This window comes from Ectorhizobium quercum, from assembly GCF_026552795.1.
In the GTDB taxonomy this organism is placed as follows: Bacteria; Pseudomonadota; Alphaproteobacteria; order Rhizobiales; family Rhizobiaceae; genus Ectorhizobium; species Ectorhizobium quercum.
On the sequence record NZ_JANFPI010000007.1, the window covers coordinates 200,073 to 226,133 of the forward strand.

Below are 26,061 nucleotides of genomic sequence, written 5' to 3' on the forward strand. Positions count from 1 at the left end.
CACACGCTGCCGGTATCAACACCGGCTGTAAAAACGAATCGCACTGTGTTCAGAAGGAAAGTGGCATGAGCGTCTCCCTCCGGAATCTTGCAACGGCGGGTATCGTCGTCGTTGCGCTGGCTGGCGCCTATTTCGCCTGGCAACAGATCGGCGCAGCGGAACTGCCGGATGGCATCGCGATGGGAAATGGACGCATCGAGGCGACTGAAATCGACATTTCCACCAAGCTCGCTGGGCGGTTGAAGGATATTACCGTTCGCGAGGGTGATTTCGTCACCGCCGGCCAGGTTCTCGCCGTCATGGACACGGACACGCTGGAGGCGCAGAAGCGGCAGGCCGAGGCACAGCTTCGCCGGGCGAAGATCGGCATCGACACGGCAGGCAGCCTCGTCAACCAGCGGCTGGCCGAAAACGAATCGGCCACCGCCGTGGTCGCCCAGCGCGAGGTCCAGCTCGACGTGGCCCGCAAGACGCTCGACCGCGCCGAACAGCTTGCGAAGACCAGCGTCTTCTCCCAGCAGGTTCTCGACGATACCCGCTCGGCCTATCAGGGGGCCGTTTCGGCGCTCGCCGTCGCCAAGGCGGAGCTTGCGGCCTCGGAGGCCGGCATCAGCGCCGCCAGGGCGCAGGTCATCGACGCCGAATCGGCCGTCGATGCCGCCCAGGCCGCCATCGAGGAACTACAGACGCAGATCGACGACAGCACCCTGAAATCGCCGCGCGACGGCCGTATCCAGTACCGCGTCGCCCAACCGGGCGAGGTTCTGGCCGCCGGCGGCCGCGTCCTGAGCCTCGTCGATCTGGAAGACGTCTACATCACCTTCTTCCTGCCGACGGAGCAGGCCGGACGGATGGAGATCGGCTCGCAGGCGCGCATCGTCCTCGACACGGCTCCCCAGTACACGATCCCCGCCAGCATTTCCTTCGTCGCGGACGTGGCCCAGTTCACGCCGAGGACGGTCGAGACCCAGGAGGAAAGGCAGAAGCTCGTCTTCCGCATCCGCGCCACCATCCCGAAGGAACTCCTGCAAAAATACATCCGGCAGGTGAAGACCGGCCTTCCCGGCGCCGCCTATGTCCGCACCTCTCCCGACGCCGCCTGGCCGGAGGAGCTTGAGAAAAACCTCGTCCAATGACCGCTGCCGAAACCTTCATCGTCCGTCTGGAAGACGTCGGGCATGCCTATGGCCGCACGGTTGCGCTCGATTCCATCACGCTGGACATTCCCGCGGGCTGCATGGCGGGCATGATCGGCCCGGACGGCGTGGGCAAATCGACGCTGCTGTCGATGATCGCCGGCGCGCGCGCCATCACCGGCGGCCGCGTCATCGTTCTCGACGGCGACATGGCGGACAGGAAGCACCGCAATGCCGTCTGCCCGCGCATCGCCTACATGCCGCAGGGGCTCGGCAAGAACCTCTATGCGACGCTTTCCGTCCGGGAAAACCTCGAATTCTTCGGCCGCCTGTTCGGCCACGGCGCGGCGGAACGCAACCGGCGCATCGACGAGCTGACGCGGGGCACGGGCCTTCATCCCTTCCTCGACCGCCCCGCCGGCAAGCTTTCCGGCGGCATGAAGCAGAAGCTCGGCCTGTGCTGCGCGCTGATCCACGATCCCGACCTTCTCATTCTCGACGAACCGACCACCGGCGTCGATCCCCTGTCGCGCCGCCAGTTCTGGGAGGTGATCGACGGCATCCGGGCGACGCATCCGCAGATGAGCGTCATCGTCGCCACGGCCTATATGGAGGAAGCCGCACGGTTCGACTGGCTGGTGGCGATGAACGCCGGCAAGGTTCTGGCAACCGGCACCCCCGCCGAACTGATGGAACGGACCGGCACGCAGGATCTCGACGCCGCCTTCATCGAACTCCTGCCGCCGGAGGATCGCGGCGACCACACCAAGGTGGTGATCCCGCCGCGCGAAACGGACGGGGACGAAACCTGGGCCATCGAGGCCGAAGGGCTGACGATGCGGTTCGGCAATTTCACCGCCGTCGATAACGTCAGCTTCCGCATTCCGCGCGGGGAGATTTTCGGCTTTCTCGGCTCGAACGGCTGCGGCAAGACCACGACGATGAAAATGCTGACGGGCCTGCTCGCCGCCAGCGAGGGCACGGCGAAGCTCTTCGGCAAGACCGTCGACGCCTCCGACATGGATGTGCGCCGCCGCATCGGCTACATGAGCCAGGCCTTCTCGCTCTATGGCGAGCTGACCGTGCGGCAGAATCTCGCGCTCCACGCCAGGCTGTTCAGCCTGCCGCCCGAAACCGTGGACGCCCGCATTGCCGAGATGATCAGCCGCTTCGATCTGGCCGACGTCGTCGACGCGCTGCCGGATGCGCTGCCGCTCGGCGTGCGCCAGCGCCTTTCCCTCGCGGTGGCCATGATCCACGCGCCGGACATCCTGATCCTCGACGAGCCGACCTCCGGCGTCGATCCGGTGGCCCGCGACGCCTTCTGGAAAATCCTTTCCGACCTGTCGCGCAAGGACGGCGTGACGATCTTCGTCTCCACCCATTTCATGAACGAGGCAGCGCTGTGCGACCGCATCTCGCTGATGCATGCCGGCAAGGTGCTGGTCAGCGACACCCCGGCAGCCATCGTCGAGAAGCGGCAGATGCCGACACTGGAGGAAGCCTTCATCGCCTACCTCCAGGACGCCATCGGCGATGAGGCCGAAGCGCCCTCGCCGGAGGACGCCGCCGCTCTCGCCACGGAGGCGAAACCGGGCAGGAAGCCGCGCGGCGCCTTCAGCCTGCGCCGCATGCTGTCCTACACGAGCCGCGAAACGCTGGAGCTGAAACGCGACCCGATCCGCGCGACGCTCGCCATCCTCGGTTCCGTCATCCTGATGTTCGTGATCGGCTACGGCGTCAATCTCGACGTCGAGGACCTGACCTTCGCCGTTCTCGACCGCGACGACACGACGATCAGCCGCGACTACGTCGCCGACATTTCCGGCTCCCGCTATTTCATCGAAAGGCCGCCGATCCTCGATTATGCCGAGATGGACCAGCGGATGCAGAGCGGCGACATCAGCCTCGCCCTGGAAATCCCGCCGGGCTTCGGCCGCGACGTTGCGCATGGCCGGACCGTGGAGGTCGGCGCCTGGATCGACGGCGCCATGCCGACCCGCGCCGAAACCGTGCGCGGCTACGTCGAGGGCATGCACCAGAGCTGGCTGACCCGCAAGGCCCGCGAGCTTTACGGCGCCGCCGCCACGCAGGGCACGTTCTCGATCGAGACCCGCTATCGCTACAATCCGGATATCCGCAGCCTCGTCGCGATGGTGCCTGCCGTCATACCGCTGCTGCTGATCCTGATCCCCGCCATGCTGTCGGCGCTCAGCGTGGTGCGCGAGAAGGAACTGGGCTCCATCGTCAATCTCTATGTCACGCCCGTCACCCGGCTCGAATTCCTGCTGGGCAAGCAGATCCCCTATGTCGTGCTCGGCATGGTGAATTTCCTGCTGCTGACGGCGTTTGCCGTCCTGGTCTTCCGCGTCCCGTTCAACGGCAGCTTCCTTGCCTTCGCGACCGGCGCCTTCCTCTACGTCATCATCGCGACGGCCATCGGCCTGGTCATCTCCGCCTTCGTGCAGAGCCAGATCGCCGCCCTGTTCGGCACCGCGCTCCTGACCATGATCCCGGTCACGCAATATTCCGGCCTGCTCGATCCCGTCACCGCGCTGAAGGGCGTGGGCGCGGTGATCGGCAATATCTTCCCGGCCACCTATTTCATCACCATTTCGCGCGGCACCTTCTCGAAATCGCTCGACTTCGCAAGCCTGTCCGGCTCCTTCATTCCGCTCCTCATCGCCGTTCCGGTGCTCATCGGCATCGGGGTGCTCTCCCTCCGCAAGCAGGCGAGTTGATCATGCGTCTTTCCAACGTCATCCAGCTCGGTATCAAGGAACTGCGCGGATTGCTGCGCGACCCGGCGCTGGTCATCCTGATCGTCTACGCCTTCACCGTGTCGATCTACGCCTCGTCGACCGCCATGCCGGAGAGCCTCAATCACGCGGCCATCGCCATCGTCGACGAGGACCAGTCGACGCTGTCGAACCGCATCGCCACCGCCTTCTACGAGCCCTATTTCACCCCGCCGAAGATGATCACCATCGCGGAGATGGACCAGCGCATGGATGCGGGCCTCGACACGTTCGCCCTCGACATTCCGCCCAATTTCCAGCGCGATCTGCTCGGCGGAAAGGTGCCGACGCTCCAGATCAATGTCGACGCGACCCGCATGTCGCAGGCCTTCACCGGCAACGGCTATATCCAGAGCATCATCAACAGCGAGGTCAACGAATATGCGCAGCGCTATCGCGGCAACGTCGATGTTCCCGTCGACCTGGTCCTGCGCGCCCGCTACAATCCCGAGCTCAACAAGAGCTGGTTCGGCTCGATCACCGACATCATCGGCAACGTCACCATGCTGTCGATCATCCTGACGGGCGCCGCGCTGATCCGCGAGCGCGAGCACGGCACCATCGAGCACCTGCTGGTGATGCCGGTCAATCCGGCGGAAATCATGGTCAGCAAGGTCTGGTCGATGGGCATCGTTGTTCTGGCCGCGACGGCCTTCGCGCTGACGGTGGTGGTGCAGGGCTTCCTCGCCGTGCCGGTTCAGGGCTCGGTCGCCCTCTTCCTCGCCGGTGCCGCGCTGCATCTGTTCGCGACGACCTCGCTCGGCATCTTCCTCGCCACCATCGCCGGCTCCATGCCGCAGTTCGGCATGCTGCTCATTCTCGTCCTGCTGCCGCTCGAGGTTCTGGCCGGCGGCATGACCCCGCGCGAAAGCATGCCCGAAATCATTCAGACGATCATGCTCGCCGCGCCGAACACGCATTTCGTCATTCTCGGCCAGGCGATCCTGTTCCGCGGCGCCGGCCTCGATGTCGTATGGCCGCAATTCGCGGCCCTCGCCCTGATCGGCTCCGTGCTGTTCTTCTTCGCGCTGAGGCGGTTCCGCGATTTCCTGCGATAGAAAAAGGCCGGCCCGGCGGCCTGCCAGCGCTTTCGAGACCAATCTGGGCGCTGACAGGCCGGACACGACGCAGGGCATTCCGATCGCACATCGCTTCGATCCGGTACGCTGCCCTGCCGGGCAGAACCGGAGCGCGTGACCGCCCCGGCCCGACGCCCGCCGGCGTCCTGCCGGCAGGCGAAACATCGATCCTCCGCGCTGGGTCGAACGACGCGCCGAGGACTGGACTTCTCCCGGAGAGAACCGCTTCGTGCGTCGCAGTCGCGCGCAGGGCAGCCGGTTTCGCGAAAGGCAGGATTGCGATGTGGGCTCGCATCTCCCCGGAAGACGTGGAAACTGCGGATGATCGCCGCCCGACACCGGACCCGGCCGGGTTCGGTGCGTGGAACGGCACATGTTTTCGAGAAAGCCGGACCCGCTTCATGCGTCCGGCGAAGGCGCCGCTTCAGGGCGTATCCGACCTTACGGAAAACATGCTTAACAAAATATTAAGACGGCATCCCGACTTTCCACGGGCCGGCAGGGCTGGCCGGCGCGCGCAAGGCGCCGGCCGTGATTGCATCCCGAAAGGCGTTCCCGCCTCCCGAACCCGGGCGGCCTGCGCCTTACCGGATTCCGCCGAGGCAGAGATATTTCATCTCGACGAAATCCTCGATGCCGTGCCGGGAGCCCTCGCGGCCGAGACCGGAGAGCTTGACCCCGCCGAACGGCGCCTCCGCCGTGGAGATCAGGCCGGTGTTCACCCCGACCATGCCGTATTCCAGCGCCTCCGCCACCCGGAACACCCGCGCCAGATCCGTGGCGTAGAAATAGGAGGCGAGCCCGAATTCGGTGTCGTTGGCCTGCGCAATCACGTCGGCCTCGTCCCGGAAGCGGAAGAGCGGCGCCAGCGGCCCGAAGGTCTCCTCGCGGGCGACCGCCATGTCCTTCGTCACATCGGCGAGGATCGTCGCCTCGAAGAAGGTGCCGCCGAGCGCGTGCGGCTTGCCGCCGCTCGTCACCTTCGCCCCCTTTGCGACGGCGTCGGCGATATGCTCCTCGACCTTCTCCTTCGCCGCCGTGTCGATCAGCGGGCCGAGCACCACGCCCTCGTCGAAACCGTTGCCGATCTTCAGCTTGCCGACAGCAGCGGCCAGCTTGTCCGCGAAGGCGTCGTAGACACCGTCCTGCACGTAGATGCGGTTGGCGCAGACGCAGGTCTGGCCGTTATTGCGGAACTTGGCGATGATCGCGCCCTCGACCGCAGCGTCGAGATCGGCGTCGTCGAAGACGATGAAGGGCGCATTGCCGCCGAGTTCGAGGCTAAGCTTCTTGATCGTCGGCGCCGACTGGCGGTAAAGCTCGATGCCGACCTCTGTGGAACCGGTGAAGGTCAGCTTGCGGATGAGGGGATTTGCCGTCAGTTCGCCGCCGATTTCCCGGGCCGAGCCGGTGACGACGCTGAACAGCCCCTTCGGCAGCCCCGCGCGTTCGCCGAGGATGGCCAGCGCGATGGCCGAGAACGGCGTCTGCGAGGCGGGCTTCAGCACCATCGCGCAGCCGGCTGCGAAAGCCGGGCCGGCCTTGCGGGTGATCATCGCATTCGGGAAGTTCCACGGCGTCACCGCCGCCACGACACCGACCGGCTGTTTGATGACAAGGATGCGCTTGTCCTGCTGGTGGCCGGGAACGACCTCGCCGTAGATGCGGCGGGCTTCTTCCGCGAACCATTCGATGAAGCTCGCGCCATAGGCGATCTCGCCCTTGGCCTCGGCGAGCGGCTTGCCCTGCTCGCGCGTCAGGATGCGGCCGAGGTCGTCCTGGTTCTCCATCATCAGCTCGAACCATTTGCGTAAGGTGGCGCTGCGCTCCTTGGCGGTGCGCGCGGCCCATTCCTTCTGGACCTTCTGGGCCACGTCGATCGCCGCCTTCGTTTCCGCCGCGCCGAGCTTCGGCACATGGCCGATCGTCTCGCCCGTCGCCGGGTCGTTCACCGCGATGGAGGCCCTCCCCTCCGCCGCGATCCATTCTCCTCCGACAAGCGCGGCCTGCCGGAACAAGGTTGGGTCCTTGAGTTGCATGATCATTCCTCCACGATCCTGTCCGGGCCGGAGCCCGGATACTCCCGATGTTATATTGTCGGTCAGACGATGAGATTCATAGGGTCTTCGATGGCCATCTTGAAGGCGGCGAGAAGCTGCGCGCCGAGAGCCCCGTCCACCGAGCGGTGATCGACCGAAAGCGTCACGCTCATCAGCGTCGCAAAAGCCAGTTCGCCGTTGCGCTCCACCGGGCGGCGCTCGCCCGCACCGACCGCGAGGATCGCGCTCTGCGGCGGGTTGATGATCGCCGAAAACGACTTCGTGCCGTACATGCCGAGATTGGAGAGGGAGAAGCCGCCGCCCTGGTATTCCTCGGGCTTCAGCCGGTTTTCGCGGGCGCGGGCGGCCAGCGCCTTCATTTCCGCCGAAATGGCACCGAGGCTCTTCCTGTCGGCCTGCCGGATGAGCGGCGTGATCAGCCCGCCATCCGTCGCCACGGCGACGGCAATGTCGATGTCCTGAAGCTTCAGGATGGCATCCTCCGTCCAGACGGCATTGGCATCCGGCACCTTGCGAAGCGCAAGGGCACAGGCCCGGATGATGAAGTCGTTGACCGAAATCCGCTCCGACGCATCGCGCTTCTCGTTGATGCGGGCGCGCAGTGCCAGAAGCGCGTCGATGTCGCAATCCGCGTTCAGATAGAAATGCGGCACCGTCTGCTTGGCTTCCAGAAGCCGGCGCGCGATGGTGCGGCGCATGGATGTGTGCGGCACCGCCTCATAGGGTCCGATCCCGGGCGGAATGCCTTTCGCCGAAGCGGGAGCCGGCGGCGTTGCCGGGGCCGGCACCGCCTCCGCCGCGACCGGCCTGACGGATGCCGCCGCCCGCTCCACGTCGATGCGGACGATCCTGCCCTTCGGCCCGCTTCCGGCAAGCCCCTCCAGCGACACGCCGCGTTCGGCGGCGAGCCGGCGGGCAAGCGGCGACGCCCTGTGACGAACGTCGCCGCCGGCGCCGACAGGCGCACCGGCGAGGGGGTGAACCGGTGCCTGTTCCTCCGCAACGGCGGGAGCCGCTTGCAACACGGGGGCTACCGCCAGCGCGGCGGCATCCTCGCCGTCCTTCAGCAGAACGGCGATGACCTGATTGACCTCGGCGCGCGCACCGTTGTCGACGAACAGGCGCCCGACGGTGCCGTCGGCTTCCGCCTCGAGTTCCATCGTCGCCTTGTCGGTTTCGATCTCGGCAAGAAGGTCGCCCTTCTTCACGGCATCGCCTTCCGCCTTCAGCCAGCGCGCGATGACCGCCTCTTCCATCCCCGCCGAAAGGGCGGGCAGCACGACTTCGATTGGCATGGCCGTCTCCTTCTTGTCAGCCGCCGATGGGAAGGCCCTGCGCGGCCATCATGGCGCGCAGGCCCGCTTCGATATCCTGCGGACGGGCGGCGGCGGCGGCCTCCAGAACCTTCGAGATGGAGGGCGAGGCTTCCGCGCCATGCACGCGGGCGATCGGCTGGTCGAGCCAGTCGAAGACGCGCCGCTGCAACTCGTCGGCCAGCCAGCCGCCATAGGACGTGCCGGACGCCCCCTGCTCGACGATCAGCACATTGCCGGTCTTGCGGATCGAGGCTTCCACCGTTTCCCAGTCGAGCCCGGCCCGGTCGAGCGACCGCAGGTCGATCACCTCGGCGTCGACGCCGAGCGATTCGACCACGGTCAGCGTCTTCGCCACCATGCCCAGATAGGTCAGCACCGTCAGTTTCGAGCCGGACCGCACCACCTTCGCCTTGCCGAGCGGAATGAAATAATCGAGATCGTCCACCGGCGCCGGTCCCTTGGCGGCGTAAAGATCGACATGCTCCAGCACCAGAACCGGATCGCGGCACAGCAGCGCCGAATTCATCAGCCCCACATAGTCGAACGGCGTCGAGGGCGCGACGATGCGCCAGCCCGGCGCCGTCGCGAAAATGCCCGCCGGGTCCATCGAATGCTGCGAACCGTAGCCCGTGCCCATCGCCACCTTGGTGCGCAGCACCACCGCCATGTCGCTGTCGCCGCCGAACATGTGCCGCGCCTTGCCGATCTGGTTGAACACCTGGTCGGCGGCCACCCACATGAAATCGGGATACATGAATTCGATCACCGGCAGGACGCGCCCGTCCGCCGCCATGCCGCCGGCAATGCCGGTGAAGGCGTTCTCGGAAATCGGCGTTCCCAGAACCCGGTCGGGGAAGGTGGCGGACAGGCCGCGCGTCGCGCCGTTCGTGCCACCCTTCAGGCGGTGAACGTCCTCGCCCAGCACCACGACGCGCTCGTCCGTGTCCATGCGCCGCGCCATGACATCGGCAACCGCATCGATGAAACGGCCATCCGCGACGGTCTTGCCGGAAAAGCTCTCCAGCTCCTCGAACCGCACGCCGTCGAATTCCGAAAGATCGCCGCGCAGGCCGAAGTCGCGGAAGCTTTCCTCCGGCCAGAGGGAGGGAACGATGCGGCGCTTGCCCTCGTGGGTTTCGATGAGTTCGCCGGCCACCTCGTCCATCAGCGCCACGCAGCGGTCGCGCAATGCCTGCACCGCGTCCTCGCCGATCGCCTGCCGTTCTTGAAGCGTCTTCGCCAGCGCGACGAGCGGATCGCGCCCGCGCCACTCGGCCTCCTCCTCCTTGGAACGATAGCCGAAGGCGCTGCCCGGCAGCGGGCCGTTCTGGTGGAAGTAGCGGTAGACGTCGGCCTCGATGATCGTCGGGCCGCCGCCCTCACGCATGATGGCGTTCGCTTCTTCCGACGCGAGCCAGACGGCGACCGGATCCATTCCGTCCACCTTCAAGGACGGGATGCCGAACGCCAGGCCGCGGGAGGACAGGCGCGGCTCCGCCGTCACCTCTTCCACATGGGTGGAAACGGCATAGCGGTTGTTCTCGATGAAGAAGCAGATCGGCAGCTTCCACGCAGCGGCAATGTTCATGGTTTCGAGAACGGAGCCGATGTTGGTCGCGCCGTCGCCGAAATAGGTATAGACGACGTCGCCGGTGCCGGCACGTTTGTGCGCCCATGCAGCGCCCGCCGCCATCGGCACGCCGCCGCCGACGATGGCATTGGTGCCGAGATTGCCGGATTCGGCCCAGCGCAGGTGCATGGAGCCGCCGCGCCCGCGGCAGAAGCCTTGCGACAGGCCGAGGATTTCGGCCAGCGTCCGCTGCGCGAGCGTGCGGATATCCTCGCCGAAGGCCGCCTTCGGGTCGATGCCGTCCTGTACCACATAGCCGAGCGCCTTGGCGAGGAACTGGTGATGGGCGCGGTGCGAGCCGTTGATCTGGTCGGAAGGGCGCAGGGAGACCGCCGAGCCGACCGCCCCGCCTTCCTGGCCGATGGCCGAATGGGCCGGACCGTGGACGAGGCCGTGTCCAGCCAGTTCCAGCACCTTCTCCTCGAAGGCGCGGATCAGGTGCATCTCGGCCAGCATCGTGCCGCCGAGCGTCACGTCGAAGACGGCACGGTCGGCGTCGGTCGGAATGATTTCCCGCCAGAAACTGTTCGGAACAAGGTCTTTGTATTCGGGCATGAGCGTGTCTCCGCAACCGGAAGAGATAAGGATCAGGCCGCCAGGAAGCCGCCATCGACCGGCAGGATCGTGCCGGTGATGTAGCTCGCCATGTCGGAGGCCAGGAAAATGACGGGGTCGACGACTTCGCCGGTCTCGCCGATGCGTTTCAACATCACGCGGTTCATGAACCAGTCGGTGCCGCCGGGCCGGTTGAGCTGGGCGACGGCCATCTCGCTCATCATGATGCCGGGCGCAACGGCGTTGACGCGGATGCCGTGGGGAGCGAGATCGCGCGCCATCACCTGCGTCAGCGAGCGGATGGCGCCCTTGGAGACGACATAGCCGGCAGTGGAACCACCCGCCACGAAGCCGGCGACCGAGCAGAGATGGACGACATTGCCCTTCTTCGCCTTCAGCGCCGGCACGAAGGCATGCGAGACGTTGAAGGCGCCTTCGAGATTGACGCCGATCACCCGGTCCCACACCTCCGCCGCCTCGGGCTGGTCGAAGGCGGCGCGGCCGGCCACGCCGGCATTGTTGACGAGAACGTCGATCCCGCCGAACCGGGCGAGAACATCCCCGGCGAACGCCTTCACCGCCGCGCGGTCGGTCACGTCGAGCGCATGGCCCTCGGCTTCGACGCCGTCCGCCTCGATGGCCGCGGCCTGCCTCCGCGCCGCCTCCCCGTCGATATCGGCGAGGATGACGCGCGCGCCCTGCACCGCCATTCCCGCGGCGATCGCAGCACCCAGCCCGCGCCCGGCTCCGGTCACGAGGGCCAGCCTGCCCTTGAGAAGTCCCGTCATTCGTCTTCCTTCCCTTGCCGTCATGCCATGTAGATGCCGCCATTCACCTGGATCGTCTCGCCGGTGATGAAGCTTGCGGCGGGCGAGCAGAGAAAGGCGATGACCGAGGCGATTTCCGATGGCTTGCCGAGCCGCTTCAGCGGCGTTTGCGACATGGTTTCCTCCATGCGCGTCTTCAGAAGCTCGCCGATCATCGGTGTCTCTATGATGCCGGGCGCGACGCCGTTGACGCGGGTCTTCGGCGCCAGTTCCCGGGAAAGCGCCCGCGTCATGGACACCATCGCTCCCTTGGTCGCGCCGTAATGGGCGTTGGTATAGGCGCCGCGATAGGCGGCGAGCGAGGCGATGGTGACGATGGAGGACCCGTCCTTCAGGGCGGGCAGCGCCCGCTTGCAGAGATAGAAGACGCCGTCGAGGTTGATCGAGATCGTCCTGTGCCAGTCGGCGTCCGACATTTCGGCGAAGGGCTTCGCCTGATAGATGCCGGCGGACGGCACGAGGAAGTCGATGCCGCCGAAGCGCTTCGTCGCGAGGGCGACGGTCCTTTCCGCATCCTCGGCGCTCGATGCATCGGCCTTCAACGTGGCGATGCGGACGTCGTCGCCGAGCGAGGCGGCAAATCCTTGCAGCGCCGGCTCATCCAGATCGCTCAGCACCAGATTGGCGCCGGAGGCATGGTAGAGTTCCGCCAGCGCCCGGCCGATGCCGCCATTGGCTCCGGTGACGAGCAGGGTGCGGTTTTCGAAATCGAATGTCATGAGCCGACTCACAAATCGCTGCGATAGGCCACAAGATCGTCATACTGGACGACCTCGACGATGTGGCCTTCCGGGTCGGCGACGAAGGCCAGCCAGGTGCCGGGGCGCACCTCGACCGGGTCCGCGCCGGTCATCGAACGGCCGCCGTGCGCAACCAGCCGGTCGAGCAGCACCTTCAGGTCGTCGACGATGAAGGTCAGGTAGCTGGAGCCGGCCCGCTCGAGGATCAGGCGGTCATCCTCCTTCGCTTCCGGCGGCCGGTCGGGGCAAAGCAGCTTGATGCGCTCGCCCTTCTGCGTCTGGAGGCGAACCGCCGTATAGCCGTCGCGGCACATGGCGGCGGCCTCGGCCTTCGGGCCCGGCACATGCACTTCCGACACGAAGCGCAGGCCGAGCGCCTCTTCATAGAAGGCGCGCATGCGCTTCAGGTCCCTGACAGCAAGGCCGACTTCGAGCGGCGCGGTCATCGTGGTCATGATTGTTTCTCCCGATGGCCCGTCAGACGGCGAGCCATTCCTCCATGAGTTTCTCTTTGGATGTCAGTTCGTCCGGCGTGCCTTCGAAAACGATCCGGCCGTGCCCCATCACGCAGACCCGGTCGGAGACCTTGAGCGCGATGGTCAGCTTCTGCTCCACCAGCACGACCGAGACGCCGTGGCGGTTGATGTCGCGGATCATCTCGCCGACGACCGCGACGATCTTCGGCGCAAGGCCTTCCGTCGGCTCGTCGATCAGCATGACGAGCGGATTGCCGAGCAGCGTGCGGCACATGGTCAGCATCTGCTGTTCCCCGCCGGACAGGCTGCCCGCCCGCGTGTTGCGGCGCTCCTTGAGGCGCGGGAAATAGTCGAACATCTGGTCGACCGTCCACTTGGTCGCGCCCGGCGCGCCGCGCTGTAAGCCCATTTGCAGGTTTTCGTCCACCGTCAGGTTCAGGAAGATCTCCCGTTCCTCCGGCACGAAGCCGATGCCGTCGCGGCAGATGCGGAAGGGTCTTTCGCCGGCTATATTTCTGCCGTTGAGCAGCACCTCGCCGCCGGTGGGCGGCACGAGGCCCATCACCGCCTTCATCGTCGTGGAGCGCCCCGAGCCGTTGCGCCCGAGCAGGCTGATGGCCTCGCCCTTCCTCAGGTCGAAGCTCACGCCCTGGAGGATGTGACTCTTGCCGTAATGCGCATGCAGGTCGCGCACGTCGAGAATGATGTCGGAAGACGGGGCCATCACTGCACCTCCTCGCCCAGATAAGCCTCGCGGACGCGGGCGTTTTCGCGGATTTCCTTCGGCGTGCCGGTGGCGATGATCTCGCCGTAGACGAGAACGCTGATGCGGTCGGCCAGCGTGAAGACCACGTCCATGTCATGCTCGACGATCATCAGCGTGCGGCCCCTGGTGATCTCGCGGATGAGGCCGACCGTGTAATCGGTCTCCTCCTGCGACATGCCGGCCATCGGCTCGTCGAGGATGATGACGCGCGGATCGGAAGCGAGCGTCATGCCGATTTCGAGCGAACGCTGCTCGGAATAGGAAAGCTGGCTGGCGAGCGTTGCGGCCCGCGCGGTGAGCCGCACCTGTTCCAGCAGGGTCTCGACCTCGTCGCGCACCTTCTTCAACCCGGAAACGGGCCGCCACAGCACGAACTGCACATTGTGCCGGCGCATGACCGCGAGACGGATGTTCTCGAACACGCTCAGGCCGGGGAAGATGTTGGTGATCTGGAAGGAGCGGGCGAGCCCCTTGCGGTTGACGGTGGCCGGCGCGAGCCCGCCGATGTCCTCGCCGTCGAGCCGGATGCTGCCGCTGGTCGGCGCGAACTGGCCGGAGATCAGATGGAACAGCGTCGACTTGCCGGCGCCGTTCGGGCCGATCACCGCGTGGCGTTCGCCCTCATGCACGGCGAGGTTCACATTGCGGATGATGTGGGCGGGACCGAAGGACTTGTTGAGGCCTTCCAGAACGAGAATGTCCTTTGTCATCATGCCTCTCCCCCGGCCTTGGCCATGCGGCGGTTGACGATGGCAAGCAGCGCGATGCCGGCGGCGAGAAGAACGAGCGGCAGGCCCCAGGTTGTTAGGGCGAAGGGAAGCCATTCCCGGCCGAGGAATGTGACGGGCGGCCAGTTTCCGGCGGAGACCAGCGTCTTGTAGTCGCTGGAGAAGAAGCGCTGCGTCAGCTCGATGACGATAACGGCACCTGCCGCCGTCGCGACCAGCCCGGCCAGCCGCCCGGCAACCGGGCCCGGGGCGAAGGACCCCGCCTTGCGGTTCTTCAGCCGCTCGACCGCCTCGCCGACCAGCCCGCGCGGCAGGAACATCATCACCAGCACGAAGATCAGGCCCTGATAGAGCAGCCAGGAGCGCGTCGCGTCGGAGGTCACATGACCGAAGAAGGTCATGGCAGCGGCGCCGATGGCCGGGCCGAAGAACGTGCCGACGCCGCCGATGAAGCTGTTGAGCACGACTGCCGTCGAAATGGTGGCTTCAAAGACGACGTAGTTGGCCGCCTCGATGTTCACCGCCTGAAGCGCGCCGGCGATGCCCGCGAACATGGCGGAGATCGCAAAGGCCATCGTGCCGAGCGCATGGGTGTTGTAGCCAAGGAAGCGTAGGCGGTGCGTGTTTTCCCTGAGGCCCAGCGTCAGCCGGCCGAAGGGCGTCAGCGTCAGGAGATAGAGCAGCAGGATCGAGACGACGACCCAGGCGAGCGCCAGGTAATAGACTTCCGTGGTCGAGCCGAAATCGAAACCCCAGGCCGGCATGCGGAAGGAGGAGACGCCCGCCTCGCCGCCGAACGTGCCCTTCAGATGCGGCGCCAGCGCGTGCAGCAGTTCGGCCAGCGCCAGCGTGATCATGGCGAAATAGACGCCCGAACGCTTTGTCGAGAACCAGCCCGCCACGATGCCGGAGAGAAGGCCGACACCGGCACCCGCCAGCGGAATGAGGGGCGTGGGCAGCAATCCCTCGCCGCCGAGGGCGTTCATGGCATGCACGGCCGCGAAGGAGCCGAGGCCGAAATAGGCGGCATGGCCGAAGGACAGCATGCCCGCCTGCCCGCAGAGCAGGCTGAAGGCGGTGGCGAACAGCGCCGCGATCAGCATCTGGATCGCCGCATTGGTCATGGATTCGGACACGAGGTAGGGCAGGGCCGCGAGAAGGGCGACGACGAGCAGCGCTGCGGCGGAATGCTTGAGGGTCATGGATTACTCCTTCTCGCCCAGAAGGCCGCTCGGACGCGCCAGAAGCACGATCAGCATGAGGAAGAACGGCAGGGTCGCGGCGATGCTGGAGACTTCGAGAACGAAGACGCCGCCGATATCGCGGGCCACGCCGCCGAGGCCGATGTAATCGAGCAGGCTGGCGATCGAGACCCTGACGCCGACGGCAAGCGAAGTGAGGATGCCGATGAGCAGCGAGGCGGCCATCGCGCCGCCGAGCGAGCCGAGGCCCCCGACGACGACAACGACGAACACCATCACGCCGAGTTCCAGCGCCATGTTGGGATTGGTGGTGTAGAACGCGCCCGCCACCGCGCCGGCCAAGCCGGCGAGGAAGGCGCCGACGCCGAACACGCCCATGAAGACCAGCGGCACGTTGTGGCCGAGCGCTTCCACCATGCGCGGGCGGTAGATGGCCGAGCGCACGACGATGCCGATGCGGGTGCGCGTCAGCATGAGATAGAGAAGGGCGAACATGAGAAGCGCCACACCGCCCATGAACAGCCGGTAGAACGGATAGCTGCCGCCGCCGATATCGAAGGCGGAGAATTGCAGCGCCGCCGGCACGCGGTATTCGACAGGAAAATTGCCGTAGAAGATCTTGATGACTTCCGCGATCACCACCGACAGGCCGAAGGTGACGAGCAGTTCGTGCGCATGGCCGTAGGCATGCACGCGGCGCAGGATGACGCGCTCGACGAGAATGCCGATGCCCGCGACGATCAGCGGCGAAATCAGGATCGCCAGCCAGAAGCCGGTCAGCGGCTGAAGCGTATAGGCGAGATAGGCCCCCACCATGTAGAAGGAGGCGTGTGCGAAGTTGAGAACCCCCATCATGCCGAAAATGAGGGTGAGACCCGCCGAGACCATGAACAGCAGCAATCCGTAGATCGCACCGTTCAGGACGGCAAAGAGAATCTGATCCATTGTCTGGTCCGTGATTGAAGGTTCAGCGCGGATTGCAGGGCGAACCGCTCATTCGCGATCGGCCCGCCCTGCCACCGGGAGAGACGGCGGGAAAATCAGCCGGGACGCTGCATCGAGCAGCTGTCCTGCACGGGGTCGATGGAATCGGCACCGGAGAAGGACTTGACCGGCAGGAAGCCGAACTCGGTGCCGTCGGCCTTGACCTTCGCTTCCCTGGAAACGGTCTGCACGACCATCGGGAACTGGGCCTGGTGATCGTCCGCCCGCATCGAATATTCGCCCATCGGCGTGTCGACGGTCGCCGCTTCGAGCGCGAGCGCGATCTTCGTCGTATCGACCTTGCCGCCATCGGAGGCGACGTCCTTGAGCGCCTCGCCGAACAGCATCAGGCCGAAGACGGCGGCCGGCTCGACATAGGCCGGATAGTGGCCGGTCACGCTCCTGTAGTCCTCGGCGAAGGCCATTGAGGTCTCACCGTTGGCTTCCGGATTGTAGGGCGTGGAGACGACATGGCCTTCGGCGATGGCGCCGGCATTGCCGATATTGCCCGGCTGGTCGAGGAAGGCGGTGGCGAACTTCGCCTTGAGACCCGCACCGCTGGCCGCCTTCATCAGCAGCAGCAGGTCGTTCGACCAGTTGCCGGTGAAGACCGTATCGACGTTGGCCGCCTGGATCCGCGCGACATAGGGCGAGAAATCCTGGATCTTGTTGACTTCGTGCAGGGTCTTCTCGACCACCTCGTAGCCGATTTCGCCGGCATTGGCGGTGACGGTGTTTTCCACGTCCACGCCCCAGGAATAGTTCTGGTTGATGGAATAGGCGCGACTGCCCAGAATGCCCTCTTCCTTCATGCCGAGCGCGACCGTCTTGAAGCGGATCGCGGCGTTCGGGCTGAAGCGGAAGTGATAGAAGTGACACTTGGCGCCCGTCAGCTCCAGCGCCTCGGCGCCGAGGTTGAGATAGAGCACTTCCCGGCCCCTGTTGCGCAGGTTGAACTTGCGCACGTCTTCCGTGATCTGGCCCGCCACGGCTGACGAGGACCCCTGAAGGATGACCTGCGCACCATCGGCGATCGCCGCCTTGACGCGGTCGGCGGCGCCGACCGGGCCGCCCTGGTTGTCGTATTCCAGAAGCTGGATCTTCTCGCCGTTGAAGCCGCCGGCCTCGTTGATCTTGCCGAGCTGGTAGAGCACCGCCGCACGATAGAGCAGGCCGGTTGAGGCCTGCGGCCCCGACAGCGTTTCGACGAGAGCGACCTTCAGCGGCTCGGCAGAAGCCGCACCGGCGATAGCAAGAGACAGGCAGGCAACACCGGCCCGCAGGACTGCGCCAAGAGACATGATTTCCTCCACGATATCGGAAGACCCCTCCGTCTTCCGGTTGATCGAAGTGGTAGCGCAAACTGGACTTACCAGTCAACAAAGAAGTAAGACCAAATTGGATTTTTGAATAATTATTTGATTTCATTGTTTATTTTATCATAACCTTGGAAATTAATGGTGCGCTTAGCCTGCATGGAAGCGGAAACGGACTGCCTTCAGATTGACTTGTCAGGCCGGTTAAGCCATCCTTCCCGATACAATTTGTCAACACCGGGAGAAGGCGATGAAGGAAAGCGCAGCAGGCGCGAGAGCGGCTGGCCATCTGCCGGAGGAGATCGCGCGCCAGCTCGAGAAGCGCATCCTCGCCGGCGAGTTTCCCGTGGGTGCCAAGCTGCCGAGTGAACGTGAGCTTTCCGCCGAATACGCGGTGAGCCGGCCGGTGGTGCGCGAGGCACTTTCCCAATTGAAGCTGGACGGGCTGATCGAGGCCCGCGCCGGCAGTGGCGTCTATGTCATCGACAAGAGCGGCATGAAGGCCTTCCGGGTCCAGCCGGTGGTGATCGAGGAGGCGAAATCGCTCGAACACCTGCTGGAGCTTCTCGTCGCCATCGAGGTTGCCGCCACCCGCATCGCCGCGCTGAACCGCACGCCGGAGGATTTGAAGAAGATCAGGCGGGCGCTGATCGGCATGGAATACGCCATCGCCAGCGACCGGCTCGGCGACGACGAGGACTACGCCTTCCACCACGCCATCGTCGCCGCCACGCACAATCCGCATTTCATCGCGCTCTGCAAGCATCTGGAATTCGGCGCCCGCCACGTCATCCGGCGGGCCCGCGCCAACACGCGGGCAAACCTGACCGGCCTGATGGACGCCGTGCAGGGCGAGCACAAGGAGATCTTCGACGCTCTCGAAAAGGGCGATGCCGAGGAAGCCGGCGCGGCGGCCGAACGCCACCTGCGCAACGCTTCCGAGCGCATGAAGGTCTATCTGCGCGACAAGGCGCCCGAAACGCCCTGAAAAGGCCCCCGTTTGACCCGGGACGGATCAGCCGGCCGCGCGCGGCACGAAATCCCGGCCGCCGTCGATGGTCCGCGGACGCCCTTCCAGGAACAGTTCGCTGACCACCGGCGCCGTGCGGCTGACGACCTTGCCCGCCTTCAGGACGAAAAGACGGGCGGGCTTGAGCCTGAGCGCCTCCTGCACGTCTTCGGCCTGCAACACTACCAGATCGGCCTTGCAGCCGACATCGAGACCATAGCCTTCCAGCCCCATCGTCCGGGCCGAATTGACGGTCACGGCGTCGAACAGCATCTTCTTTTCCGCGACGCCACCCATCTGCGAAACGTGCAGCGCCATATGCGCCACTTCCAGCATGTCGCCGGAGCCCATCGAATACCACGGGTCCATCACGCAATCATGGCCGAAGGACACGTTGAGGCCGGCGGCCATCAGCTCGCGCACCCGCGTCATGCCGCGCCGCTTCGGATAGGTATCGTGACGGCCTTGCAGCATGATGTTGATGAGCGGGTTGGGAATGACGTTGATGTCGGCTTCCGCCATCAGCGGAATGAGCTTCGAGACGTAATAATTGTCCATCGAGTGCATGGAGGTGAGGTGCGAGCCGGCGACGCGGCCCTGAAGCCCGAAGCGCACGGTTTCCGCCGCCAGCGTCTCGATGTGGCGCGACATCGGATCGTCCGTCTCGTCGCAGTGCATGTCCACCGCCAGTCCCCGCTCGGCGGCGATGCGGCAGAGCGCTTCCACGGACCGGCGCCCCTCTTCCATCGTCCGTTCGAAATGCGGAATGCCGCCGACGATCTCCACGCCCATGTCGAGCGCCCGTTCGAGCGCGGCCACGCCCTCCGGCGCACGATAATAGCCGTCCTGCGGGAACGCGACGAGCTGAAGCTCGATATAGGGCCTGACGATCTCGCGCACCTCCAGCAGCGCCTCCGCCGTCACGAGGCGCGGATCGGAGGTGTCGACATGGCTGCGGATGAAGAGAAGCCCCTGTGAAACGGCGAGGTCGCAATAGCGCAGCGCCCGATCGATCAGCGCGTCCTTCGTCAGCGTCGGGCGCAATTCGCCCCACAGCGAAATCCCCTCCAGCAGCGTGCCGGAGACGTTCATGCGGGGCAGGCCGAGCGACAGCGTCGCATCCATGTGGAAATGCGGATCGCAGAAGGCCGGGCTGACGAGCCGTCCGCCGGCATCGATCTCCTCGCCCGCCTGCGCATCGATCTTCCTTTCAAGCGCCGCGATCCTGCCGCCGGCCACGCCGATATCGACGCCCTTGCGCCCGTCCGGAAGATTGGCGCTGCGGATGATCAGGTCGAACATGGGCGAAACCTCCAGGGTCTGAAATCAGCGCTCGCCGCGCCGGTACGGTTGCATCAGCGCCTGCGGCACGCGGGCGCGCCGCGCCATGACGGCAAGCGCGGCGATGGAAAGAACATACGGGATCATCAGGAAGATCTGATAGGGCACGACGCCGCTCAGCACGGTTTGCAGGCGAAGCTGGAAACCGTCGAAGAAGGCGAAGAGCAGCGCCCCGAAAAGCGCGCGTTCCGGCCGCCAGGAGGCGAAGACGACGAGCGCGATGCAGATCCAGCCGCGCCCCTGCACCATCGTCGGGAAGAAGCTGTTGAAGGCCGAAAGCGTGAGGAACGCCCCGCCCACCCCCATCAGCGCGCTGCCGGCGATCACCGCGCCGTAGCGCACCATCATCGGGTTGATGCCCTGCGCCTCCGCCGCATGCGGATTCTCGCCCGTCATGCGGATGGCAAGACCGAGCGGCGTGCGGAAAACGATGTAGGCGAGCAAAAGGGCGAGCGCGATCGCCAGATAGGTCGGCGCCGTCTGCGTGAACAAGGCCGGACCGAGGAAGGGCAGGTCGGACAGGCCGGGAATGGCGATGGGCCGGAACGGCTCCACCGTCGGCGGCGTGCCCGCCACCGGCACCATCAGCCGGAAGACATAATAGCTGAAGCTCGACGCGAACAGCGTGACGCCGAGGCCGGAGACATGCTGCGACAGGCCGAGCGTGACCGTCAGCAGCGCGTGGAGAGCACCGAACACGCCGCCCGCCAGCGCCGCGACGAAAAGCCCGGTCCACAGGTCCGCGCCGTTATAGACGGCGAGCCAGCCGATCATCGCGCCGAAGGTCATGATGCCCTCGATGCCGAGGTTCAGCACGCCGGAACGCTCGCACAAAAGCGCCCCCAGCGTGCCGAGGATGAGCGGCGTGGCGATGCGCAGCACGGCGGCCCACAGGCCGGCGGAGGCAAGGATGTCGATCAGCGCGCTCATCGGCGTATCCTGTACTGCGTGAAGAAGACTGCCACCAGCATCGACAGGAGCGACAGCGCCACGGTGACGTCGGCGATATAGGTGGGAATGCCCATGCTGCGGCTCATGCCGTCGGCGCCGACGAACATGACGGCGGTGAACAGTGCGGCCAGCACCACGCCGAGCGGATTGAGATTGGCGAGCATGGCGACGACGATGCCGGAATAGCCGTAGCCCGGCGAAAGGTCGGTCGTCACATAGCCCTTCACCCCCATCACCTCGACGGCCCCGGCCAGCCCCGCCAGGCCGCCCGACAGCATGGCGACGATGACGAGCGTGCGGGCCAGCGGCACACCCGCAAAGACGGCCCCCGCCGGGTTGAGCCCCGCGGCGCGCGATTGCAACCCGAAGACGGTGCGCGACTGTACGAAGTGGATGACAATGGCGAGGATTATGGCGATCACCAGCCCGATATGCAGCCGCGAGCGGTCGAGCAGCCTCGGCAGGCGCGCGGCATCCGCCACGGGCTCGGATTGCGGCCAGCCGAAAGCCAGCGGGTCCTTCAGCACCCCGTCGATCAGCATGGACACGAACAGGATGGCGACGAAGTTGAGAAGCAGCGTCGTCACCACCTCGTCGACCGAAAAGCGCAATCGCAGCCACAGCGGCAGAAGCAGCAGCGCCATGCCCGCCACCGCGCCGGTGACGAAAAGCACCGGGATCTGGATGAGCGACGGCAGCCCGCCGAACAGGTGGGCGGACGCCGCCGCCACCGCGATCGCGCCGAGATAGAACTGCCCCTCCGCGCCGATGTTCCACAGCCGGGCGCGAAAGGCGATGGCCGCCGCCAGTCCCGTCAGCATCAGCGGTGCTGCGCGCGTCAGCGTTTCGGTGGCCGAAAGCCGCGAGCCGAAGGCGCCGGTCAGGATTTTCCAGTAGGCCGTGAGAACCGGCGCACCGGCAAGCGCGATCAGCACGCCAGCGAGAGCCAGCGCGGCAATGACCGCGATCAGCGGCGTGGCGACGACCAGCGCCGCCGGTCGATGCTCGCGTCGTTCAAACCGCATGGGCGAGCCCCTCCCTTTCCCATTCCCCGGCCATCATCAGGCCGAGTTTCCGGGCGTCGGCATCCTCCGCCCGCACCGGCGGCGACAGCCGTCCGCCGACGATGGCCTGGATGCGGTCGGCAAGCGCCATCACCTCCTCGAGATCCTCGGAGATCAGCAGCACCGCGGTTCCGGCCCGGCGCGCCTCCAGAATGCGCTCGTGAACCGCCGCGACCGCGCCCTCGTCCAGCCCGCGCGCCGGCTGCGCGGCAACGAGGATGCGCGGCCGTTCGATCATGTTCCGGCCGAGGATGAGCTTCTGCATGTTGCCGCCCGAAAGCAGGCGGATACGGCTCGCGGGCCCGCCGCCGCGCACGTCGAAAGCCTCGATGATTCGCCGCGCGAAAGCCATGCCTGCCTTGCGGTCCACCAGCCCGCGGCGGGAAAAGCGCGCCACGCGTTCGAGGATGGCGTTTTCCCAGATCGCCATTTCGCCGATGACGCCCTCGCGGTTGCGGTCCTCGGGAATGCGGCCGATGCCGGCCTCGACCGCCTCGGCGACCGTGAGATCGCCGATCCCCTTGCCGAACAGCACGAGGTCGCCGGCGCTGCGCTGCGCCGTGCCGCTCAGCAGGTGGGCAAGCGTGGTCTGGCCGTTGCCGGAAACACCGATGATGCCGAGCACCTCGCCCGCCCTCAGGTGAAAATCGACCGCCTTCAGCCGGTCCACCCCGCCGGTGCGAACGGTGATGCCCGCCGCCTCCAGCACCACCTCGCCCGGCGTCGCCGCCTCGCGCACCGGGCGCTGCACGGCGCGGCCGACCATCAGTTCGGCCAGTTCCGCCTTGCCGGTTTCAGCCGCCTTTCGCTCCGCCACCAGCCTGCCGCCGCGCAACACGACGATGCGGTCGGCGGTCGCCATCACCTCGTCAAGCTTGTGGGAGATGAAGATCAGCGAAAGCCCCTGCCGCGCCATGTCCTTCAGCGTCGAAAACAGCTTTTCCGCCTCGATATTGGTCAGCACCGCCGTCGGCTCGTCCAGCACCAGAATGCGGGCATCGTTATAGAGCGCCTTCAGGATTTCCACGCGCTGCTGCTCGCCGACCGAAAGATCGCCCAGCCGCGCATCCGGATCGACCTTCAGGCCGAAGCGCTGCGAAATCGCCATCAGCTTCTTCCGCACCGCAGCAGCGTTCGAGGCCGGAGACCACAGGCTTTCCGTACCGGTCATGACATTTTCGAGCACGGTGAGGTTCGGCGCAAGCGAGAAATGCTGGTGAACCATGCCGATGCCGGCGCGGATCGCCGCACGCGGCCGGCCGGGCGGCAATTCCCGGCCCATCACCCGCACCGCGCCGCCGTCCGGCACGTAATGGCCGAAGAGAATGCTCATCAGCGTCGTCTTGCCCGCGCCGTTCTCGCCGAGCAGCGCGACGATCTCGCCCTTGCCCAGCGACAGCGAGATGTCGTCATTGGCGAGCGTGTCGCCGAACCGCTTGCTGACGCCGGAGATTTCGAGAACGGCTTCGCTCATGGTTCGAGCCCCGCAACAGGAAAGCGGTGTTGCCAGCGCCCCTCGCCTTCGAGGGCGGCGGCCAGTTTCAGCAAAAGCGCCTCGCGGCCCATCGGCGCGACGAGTTGCACCGGCAGCGGCAGGCCGGCCGCATCCGCCCCGACGGGCAGGGTCAGCGCGGGAAAGCCGGATATGTTGGCCAGCGCCGCCAGCGGCGCGAACGCCGTCATCCGCGAAAAATGCAGCTCGGCATCGCAATGATCGGTGGGAAAGGCGCCGACCGGCTTCGGCGCCGTGGCGAGCATCGGCGTCAGCAGGCAATCGACGGCGTCGAAAACCCGCCAGAGATCGCGGCTGACGAAGACGGCGGCGTTCATCAGCCGCCACACCTCGGTGCCGCTCATCGCCCGCCCGCGCTCCAGAACGGCCTGCGTCATCGGCTCGGCGGCGGAAAAGTCGGCGGAAAGACGCTCGGCCGTCTCGGCCAGATTGATCGCAACCACACCGGCGAAGACCTGCGCACTGGCAAGCGCCATCTGTTCTATGTCCCGCCACGCGATGGTGACGATGCCATGTCCCGCCGCCTCCAGGGACCGGGCAGCGGCCTCGACGGCGGCAAGCCGTTCGGGATCGGTCGGGGTATCCGCGCCGGTGTCGGCGAGAAGCCCGATCCGCAGCCGGCCTTCGGCGGCCTTTTCCTGCGCGGGTGGCGGAAAGGGCCCGCGCGCCGCGCCGGACAGGGCGGCGAAGGCGCGTTCCGCGTCCCGCACCGAGCGGCAGACGGCAAGCTCGGTCGCGATGCCGCCGAGATGATTGCCGAAACCGGGACCGCCGGGCATCGCGCCACGCCCCGGCTTCAGGCCGACCAGCCCGCAGCAGGCGGCGGGAACGCGGATAGAGCCGCCGGCATCGGTCGCGTGCGCGATCGAGACGATGCCCGCCGCGACGGCGGCTGCCGCGCCGCCGGAGGAGCCGCCGGGACTGAGATCGGGGGCGAGCGGATTGCGCGAAACCGGGCCGATGGCTGGCTCGCTGGCCAGGGACAGGCCGAATTCCGGGCTGGTCGTCAGCCCGAACAGGCAGAAGCCGGCCGCACGGAACCGTTCGGCAAGATCCGAATCGGCCATGCCGCCGCGGCGCGGCAACAGCGCCGACCCGGCACTCACGGGAAATCCCTCGAACGGCCCGCCGAGATCCTTGGCGAGCGTCGGCACCCCGCCGAACGCCCCGCGGCGAAGAGGCGCCCCGGCCGGCAGGGCATCGAAGGCGCGGGCCGCCGCCATGCCTTTTCCGGCATCGCCATAAGCGACCGCTCCGAGCACGGAAAAGACGTCAGCGGCGGCAAGCGATGCTTCCATCGCCTCCACCGCCGTCAGCCGGCCCGTGCCGATCGCTTTGGCAAGCGCGCTTGCGTCGTCCTGCATCGCAATGCTTACGTCGGCTCCGCCGTGTCCTGCGGCACGGTGAAGGTGCCGGCCTTGATTTCGGCGCGGCGGGCCTCCATCGCCTCGACGGCATCGGCCGGAGCGCTGTCCTTCACATAGACGATGTCGCTGCCACCCTCCTTGAGCAGCCCGTAGGCGGTATAATCGCGGCCGACCGGATTGCCGGCGACGACATCGGCCAGCGCCGCGTCGAGGATCGGACGGAAGCCCCAGAGCGCATTGGCGAAGACGGTATCCGGATAACGCGGCGTGTAGTCGACCAGCGAGCCGACCGCCTTGATGCCGCGCTCCTTGGCCGCGTCCGCCGTGCCGATGCGCTCGCCGAACAGGATATCCGCGCCGGCATCGATCTGGGCGAGACCGGCCTCGCGGGCCTTCGGCGGATCGAAGAAGGTGCCGATGAAGGTGACGAGATGCCTGGCATCCGGATTGACCTCCTTCACCCCGGCGGCGAAGGCGTTGATCAGCATGTTGACTTCCGGAATCGGCATCGCCCCGACCGAGCCGACGACGTTCGATTGCGTCATCTTCCCGGCCAGCATGCCGGCCAGATAGGCGCCGTCATGGTTCCAGGTGCCGAACACGCCGAAATTGTCGCCCTCCTCCTTGCCGCTGGAACCGAGCACGAAGGCGGTGTCCGGATAATCCGCAGCCACTTCGCGGGCCTGCCTCTCGACGGCATAGGCCTCGCCGATGATGAGCTTCGCGCCCTGTTCGGCGTATTCGCGCATGGCGCGCGGATAGTCGGTGCCGGAAACGCCTTCGGAAAAGACGTATTCGATCACACCCTCGCTCGCCGCATCCTGAAGCGCCTTGTGCAGGACCGAGTTCCAGGCATTTTCGACCGGCGAGCCGTGAATGCCCGCGACCTTGATCGGGTCCGCGGCCCTGACGGCTGGCGCGAAGGCGCCGGCGCCGAGCACGAGACCGCCCGCCAGCACGGCGCGGCGGGAAAGGAGGATGTCTTTGCTCATGATCGTGTTCCCCATGTTTTTACCGTTTGGTAGAGGTTTCTAGGAGCCGCCCAAAATGGTGTCAAGCGACCGGCAAGGCCAAATATGCGGCACGCTGCGGCGGAACGAAACCGTGGCCACCTTTTCCCGCCCGGCAACGATAGCGCGCGGAAAGCGGAAGGGCCATCCAAACAAAAAGGCGGCGCCGAAGCACCGCCTTTTCCGGTTCCGA

The 26,061-nt window shown here is 66.2% G+C and carries 21 protein-coding genes; 4 read left to right on the forward strand and 17 right to left on the reverse strand.

What is annotated here, in order from left to right; genetic code table 11:
• Positions 1-65 precede the first annotated feature (65 nt).
• The 3 genes from NOF55_RS19845 to NOF55_RS19855 are packed head-to-tail and all read left to right on the forward strand — an operon-like array spanning position 66 to position 4,992.
• On the forward strand, positions 66-1,136 hold the full coding sequence (locus tag NOF55_RS19845; RefSeq protein WP_306412848.1) for an HlyD family secretion protein: 1,071 nt from the start codon (positions 66-68) through the stop codon (positions 1,134-1,136).
• Positions 1,133-3,877: a ribosome-associated ATPase/putative transporter RbbA gene (gene rbbA, locus NOF55_RS19850; RefSeq protein WP_306412849.1), complete on the forward strand. Its 2,745-nt coding sequence runs from the start codon at positions 1,133-1,135 to the stop codon at positions 3,875-3,877. The genes NOF55_RS19845 and rbbA overlap by 4 nt, the downstream gene beginning before the upstream one ends.
• 2 nt (positions 3,878-3,879) lie before the next feature.
• Positions 3,880-4,992: an ABC transporter permease gene (locus NOF55_RS19855; protein WP_306412850.1), complete on the forward strand. Its 1,113-nt coding sequence runs from the start codon at positions 3,880-3,882 to the stop codon at positions 4,990-4,992.
• Between the two features lie 605 nt (positions 4,993-5,597).
• On the opposite strand, the gene gabD is transcribed toward NOF55_RS19855, so the two are convergent.
• The 11 genes from gabD to NOF55_RS19910 all read right to left on the reverse strand — a co-directional run bounded on the left by gabD (position 5,598) and on the right by NOF55_RS19910 (position 17,598).
• Positions 5,598-7,052 carry an NADP-dependent succinate-semialdehyde dehydrogenase gene (gene gabD, locus NOF55_RS19860; protein ID WP_306412927.1) on the reverse strand — a complete coding sequence of 485 codons (1,455 nt, stop codon included), beginning with the start codon at positions 7,050-7,052 and terminating at the stop codon, positions 5,598-5,600.
• Between the two features lie 62 nt (positions 7,053-7,114).
• Positions 7,115-8,368 carry a pyruvate dehydrogenase complex dihydrolipoamide acetyltransferase gene (locus tag NOF55_RS19865; RefSeq protein WP_306412851.1) on the reverse strand — a complete coding sequence of 418 codons (1,254 nt, stop codon included), beginning with the start codon at positions 8,366-8,368 and terminating at the stop codon, positions 7,115-7,117.
• 16 nt (positions 8,369-8,384) lie between these two features.
• On the reverse strand, positions 8,385-10,574 hold the full coding sequence (locus NOF55_RS19870) for an alpha-ketoacid dehydrogenase subunit alpha/beta (protein WP_306412852.1): 2,190 nt from the start codon (positions 10,572-10,574) through the stop codon (positions 8,385-8,387).
• A gap of 32 nt (positions 10,575-10,606) precedes the next feature.
• On the reverse strand, positions 10,607-11,362 hold the full coding sequence (locus tag NOF55_RS19875; protein ID WP_306412853.1) for an SDR family NAD(P)-dependent oxidoreductase: 756 nt from the start codon (positions 11,360-11,362) through the stop codon (positions 10,607-10,609).
• Positions 11,363-11,382: 20 nt separating this feature from the next.
• Positions 11,383-12,120, reverse strand: coding sequence for an SDR family NAD(P)-dependent oxidoreductase (locus NOF55_RS19880; protein WP_306412854.1), 738 nt, complete (start codon positions 12,118-12,120; stop codon positions 11,383-11,385).
• A gap of 8 nt (positions 12,121-12,128) precedes the next feature.
• Entirely contained in the window at positions 12,129-12,596 is a 468-nt protein-coding gene (locus NOF55_RS19885) for a VOC family protein (protein ID WP_306412855.1), read from the reverse strand.
• 22 nt (positions 12,597-12,618) lie between these two features.
• Positions 12,619-13,341 (reverse strand): ABC transporter ATP-binding protein, encoded by a 723-nt coding sequence (locus tag NOF55_RS19890; RefSeq protein WP_306412856.1) that lies wholly within the window; start codon positions 13,339-13,341, stop codon positions 12,619-12,621.
• Positions 13,341-14,093 (reverse strand): ABC transporter ATP-binding protein, encoded by a 753-nt coding sequence (locus NOF55_RS19895; RefSeq protein WP_306412857.1) that lies wholly within the window; start codon positions 14,091-14,093, stop codon positions 13,341-13,343. The genes NOF55_RS19890 and NOF55_RS19895 overlap by 1 nt, the downstream gene beginning before the upstream one ends.
• Positions 14,093-15,313, reverse strand: a complete 1,221-nt coding sequence (locus NOF55_RS19900; protein WP_306412858.1) for a branched-chain amino acid ABC transporter permease — start codon at positions 15,311-15,313, stop codon at positions 14,093-14,095. Before NOF55_RS19900 ends, NOF55_RS19895 begins: the two co-directional genes overlap by 1 nt.
• 3 nt (positions 15,314-15,316) lie before the next feature.
• On the reverse strand, positions 15,317-16,258 hold the full coding sequence (locus NOF55_RS19905) for a branched-chain amino acid ABC transporter permease (protein ID WP_306412859.1): 942 nt from the start codon (positions 16,256-16,258) through the stop codon (positions 15,317-15,319).
• Positions 16,259-16,353: 95 nt separating this feature from the next.
• A complete protein-coding gene (locus tag NOF55_RS19910; protein WP_306412860.1) occupies positions 16,354-17,598 on the reverse strand; it encodes a branched-chain amino acid ABC transporter substrate-binding protein in 1,245 nt (414 codons plus the stop codon).
• Between the two features lie 265 nt (positions 17,599-17,863).
• Here NOF55_RS19910 and NOF55_RS19915 point away from each other — a divergent pair, with 265 nt between their 5' ends.
• Positions 17,864-18,601, forward strand: coding sequence for a FadR/GntR family transcriptional regulator (locus tag NOF55_RS19915; RefSeq protein ID WP_306412861.1), 738 nt, complete (start codon positions 17,864-17,866; stop codon positions 18,599-18,601).
• Between the two features lie 27 nt (positions 18,602-18,628).
• On the opposite strand, the gene NOF55_RS19920 is transcribed toward NOF55_RS19915, so the two are convergent.
• The 6 genes from NOF55_RS19920 to NOF55_RS19945 are packed head-to-tail and all read right to left on the reverse strand — an operon-like array spanning position 18,629 to position 25,850.
• Positions 18,629-19,924 carry an amidohydrolase family protein gene (locus tag NOF55_RS19920; protein ID WP_306412862.1) on the reverse strand — a complete coding sequence of 432 codons (1,296 nt, stop codon included), beginning with the start codon at positions 19,922-19,924 and terminating at the stop codon, positions 18,629-18,631.
• A gap of 24 nt (positions 19,925-19,948) precedes the next feature.
• Positions 19,949-20,893 carry an ABC transporter permease gene (locus tag NOF55_RS19925; protein ID WP_306412863.1) on the reverse strand — a complete coding sequence of 315 codons (945 nt, stop codon included), beginning with the start codon at positions 20,891-20,893 and terminating at the stop codon, positions 19,949-19,951.
• Entirely contained in the window at positions 20,890-21,939 is a 1,050-nt protein-coding gene (locus NOF55_RS19930; protein ID WP_306412864.1) for an ABC transporter permease, read from the reverse strand. Before NOF55_RS19930 ends, NOF55_RS19925 begins: the two co-directional genes overlap by 4 nt.
• The gene (locus NOF55_RS19935; protein ID WP_306412865.1) at positions 21,929-23,452 is read right to left on the reverse strand and encodes an ABC transporter ATP-binding protein; all 1,524 of its coding nucleotides are present in this window, start codon (positions 23,450-23,452) and stop codon (positions 21,929-21,931) included. The genes NOF55_RS19930 and NOF55_RS19935 overlap by 11 nt, the downstream gene beginning before the upstream one ends.
• A complete protein-coding gene (locus NOF55_RS19940) occupies positions 23,449-24,855 on the reverse strand; it encodes an amidase (RefSeq protein WP_306412866.1) in 1,407 nt (468 codons plus the stop codon). Before NOF55_RS19940 ends, NOF55_RS19935 begins: the two co-directional genes overlap by 4 nt.
• 8 nt (positions 24,856-24,863) lie before the next feature.
• A complete protein-coding gene (locus NOF55_RS19945) occupies positions 24,864-25,850 on the reverse strand; it encodes a BMP family protein (protein WP_306412867.1) in 987 nt (328 codons plus the stop codon).
• Between the last annotated feature and the right edge of the window lie 211 nt (positions 25,851-26,061).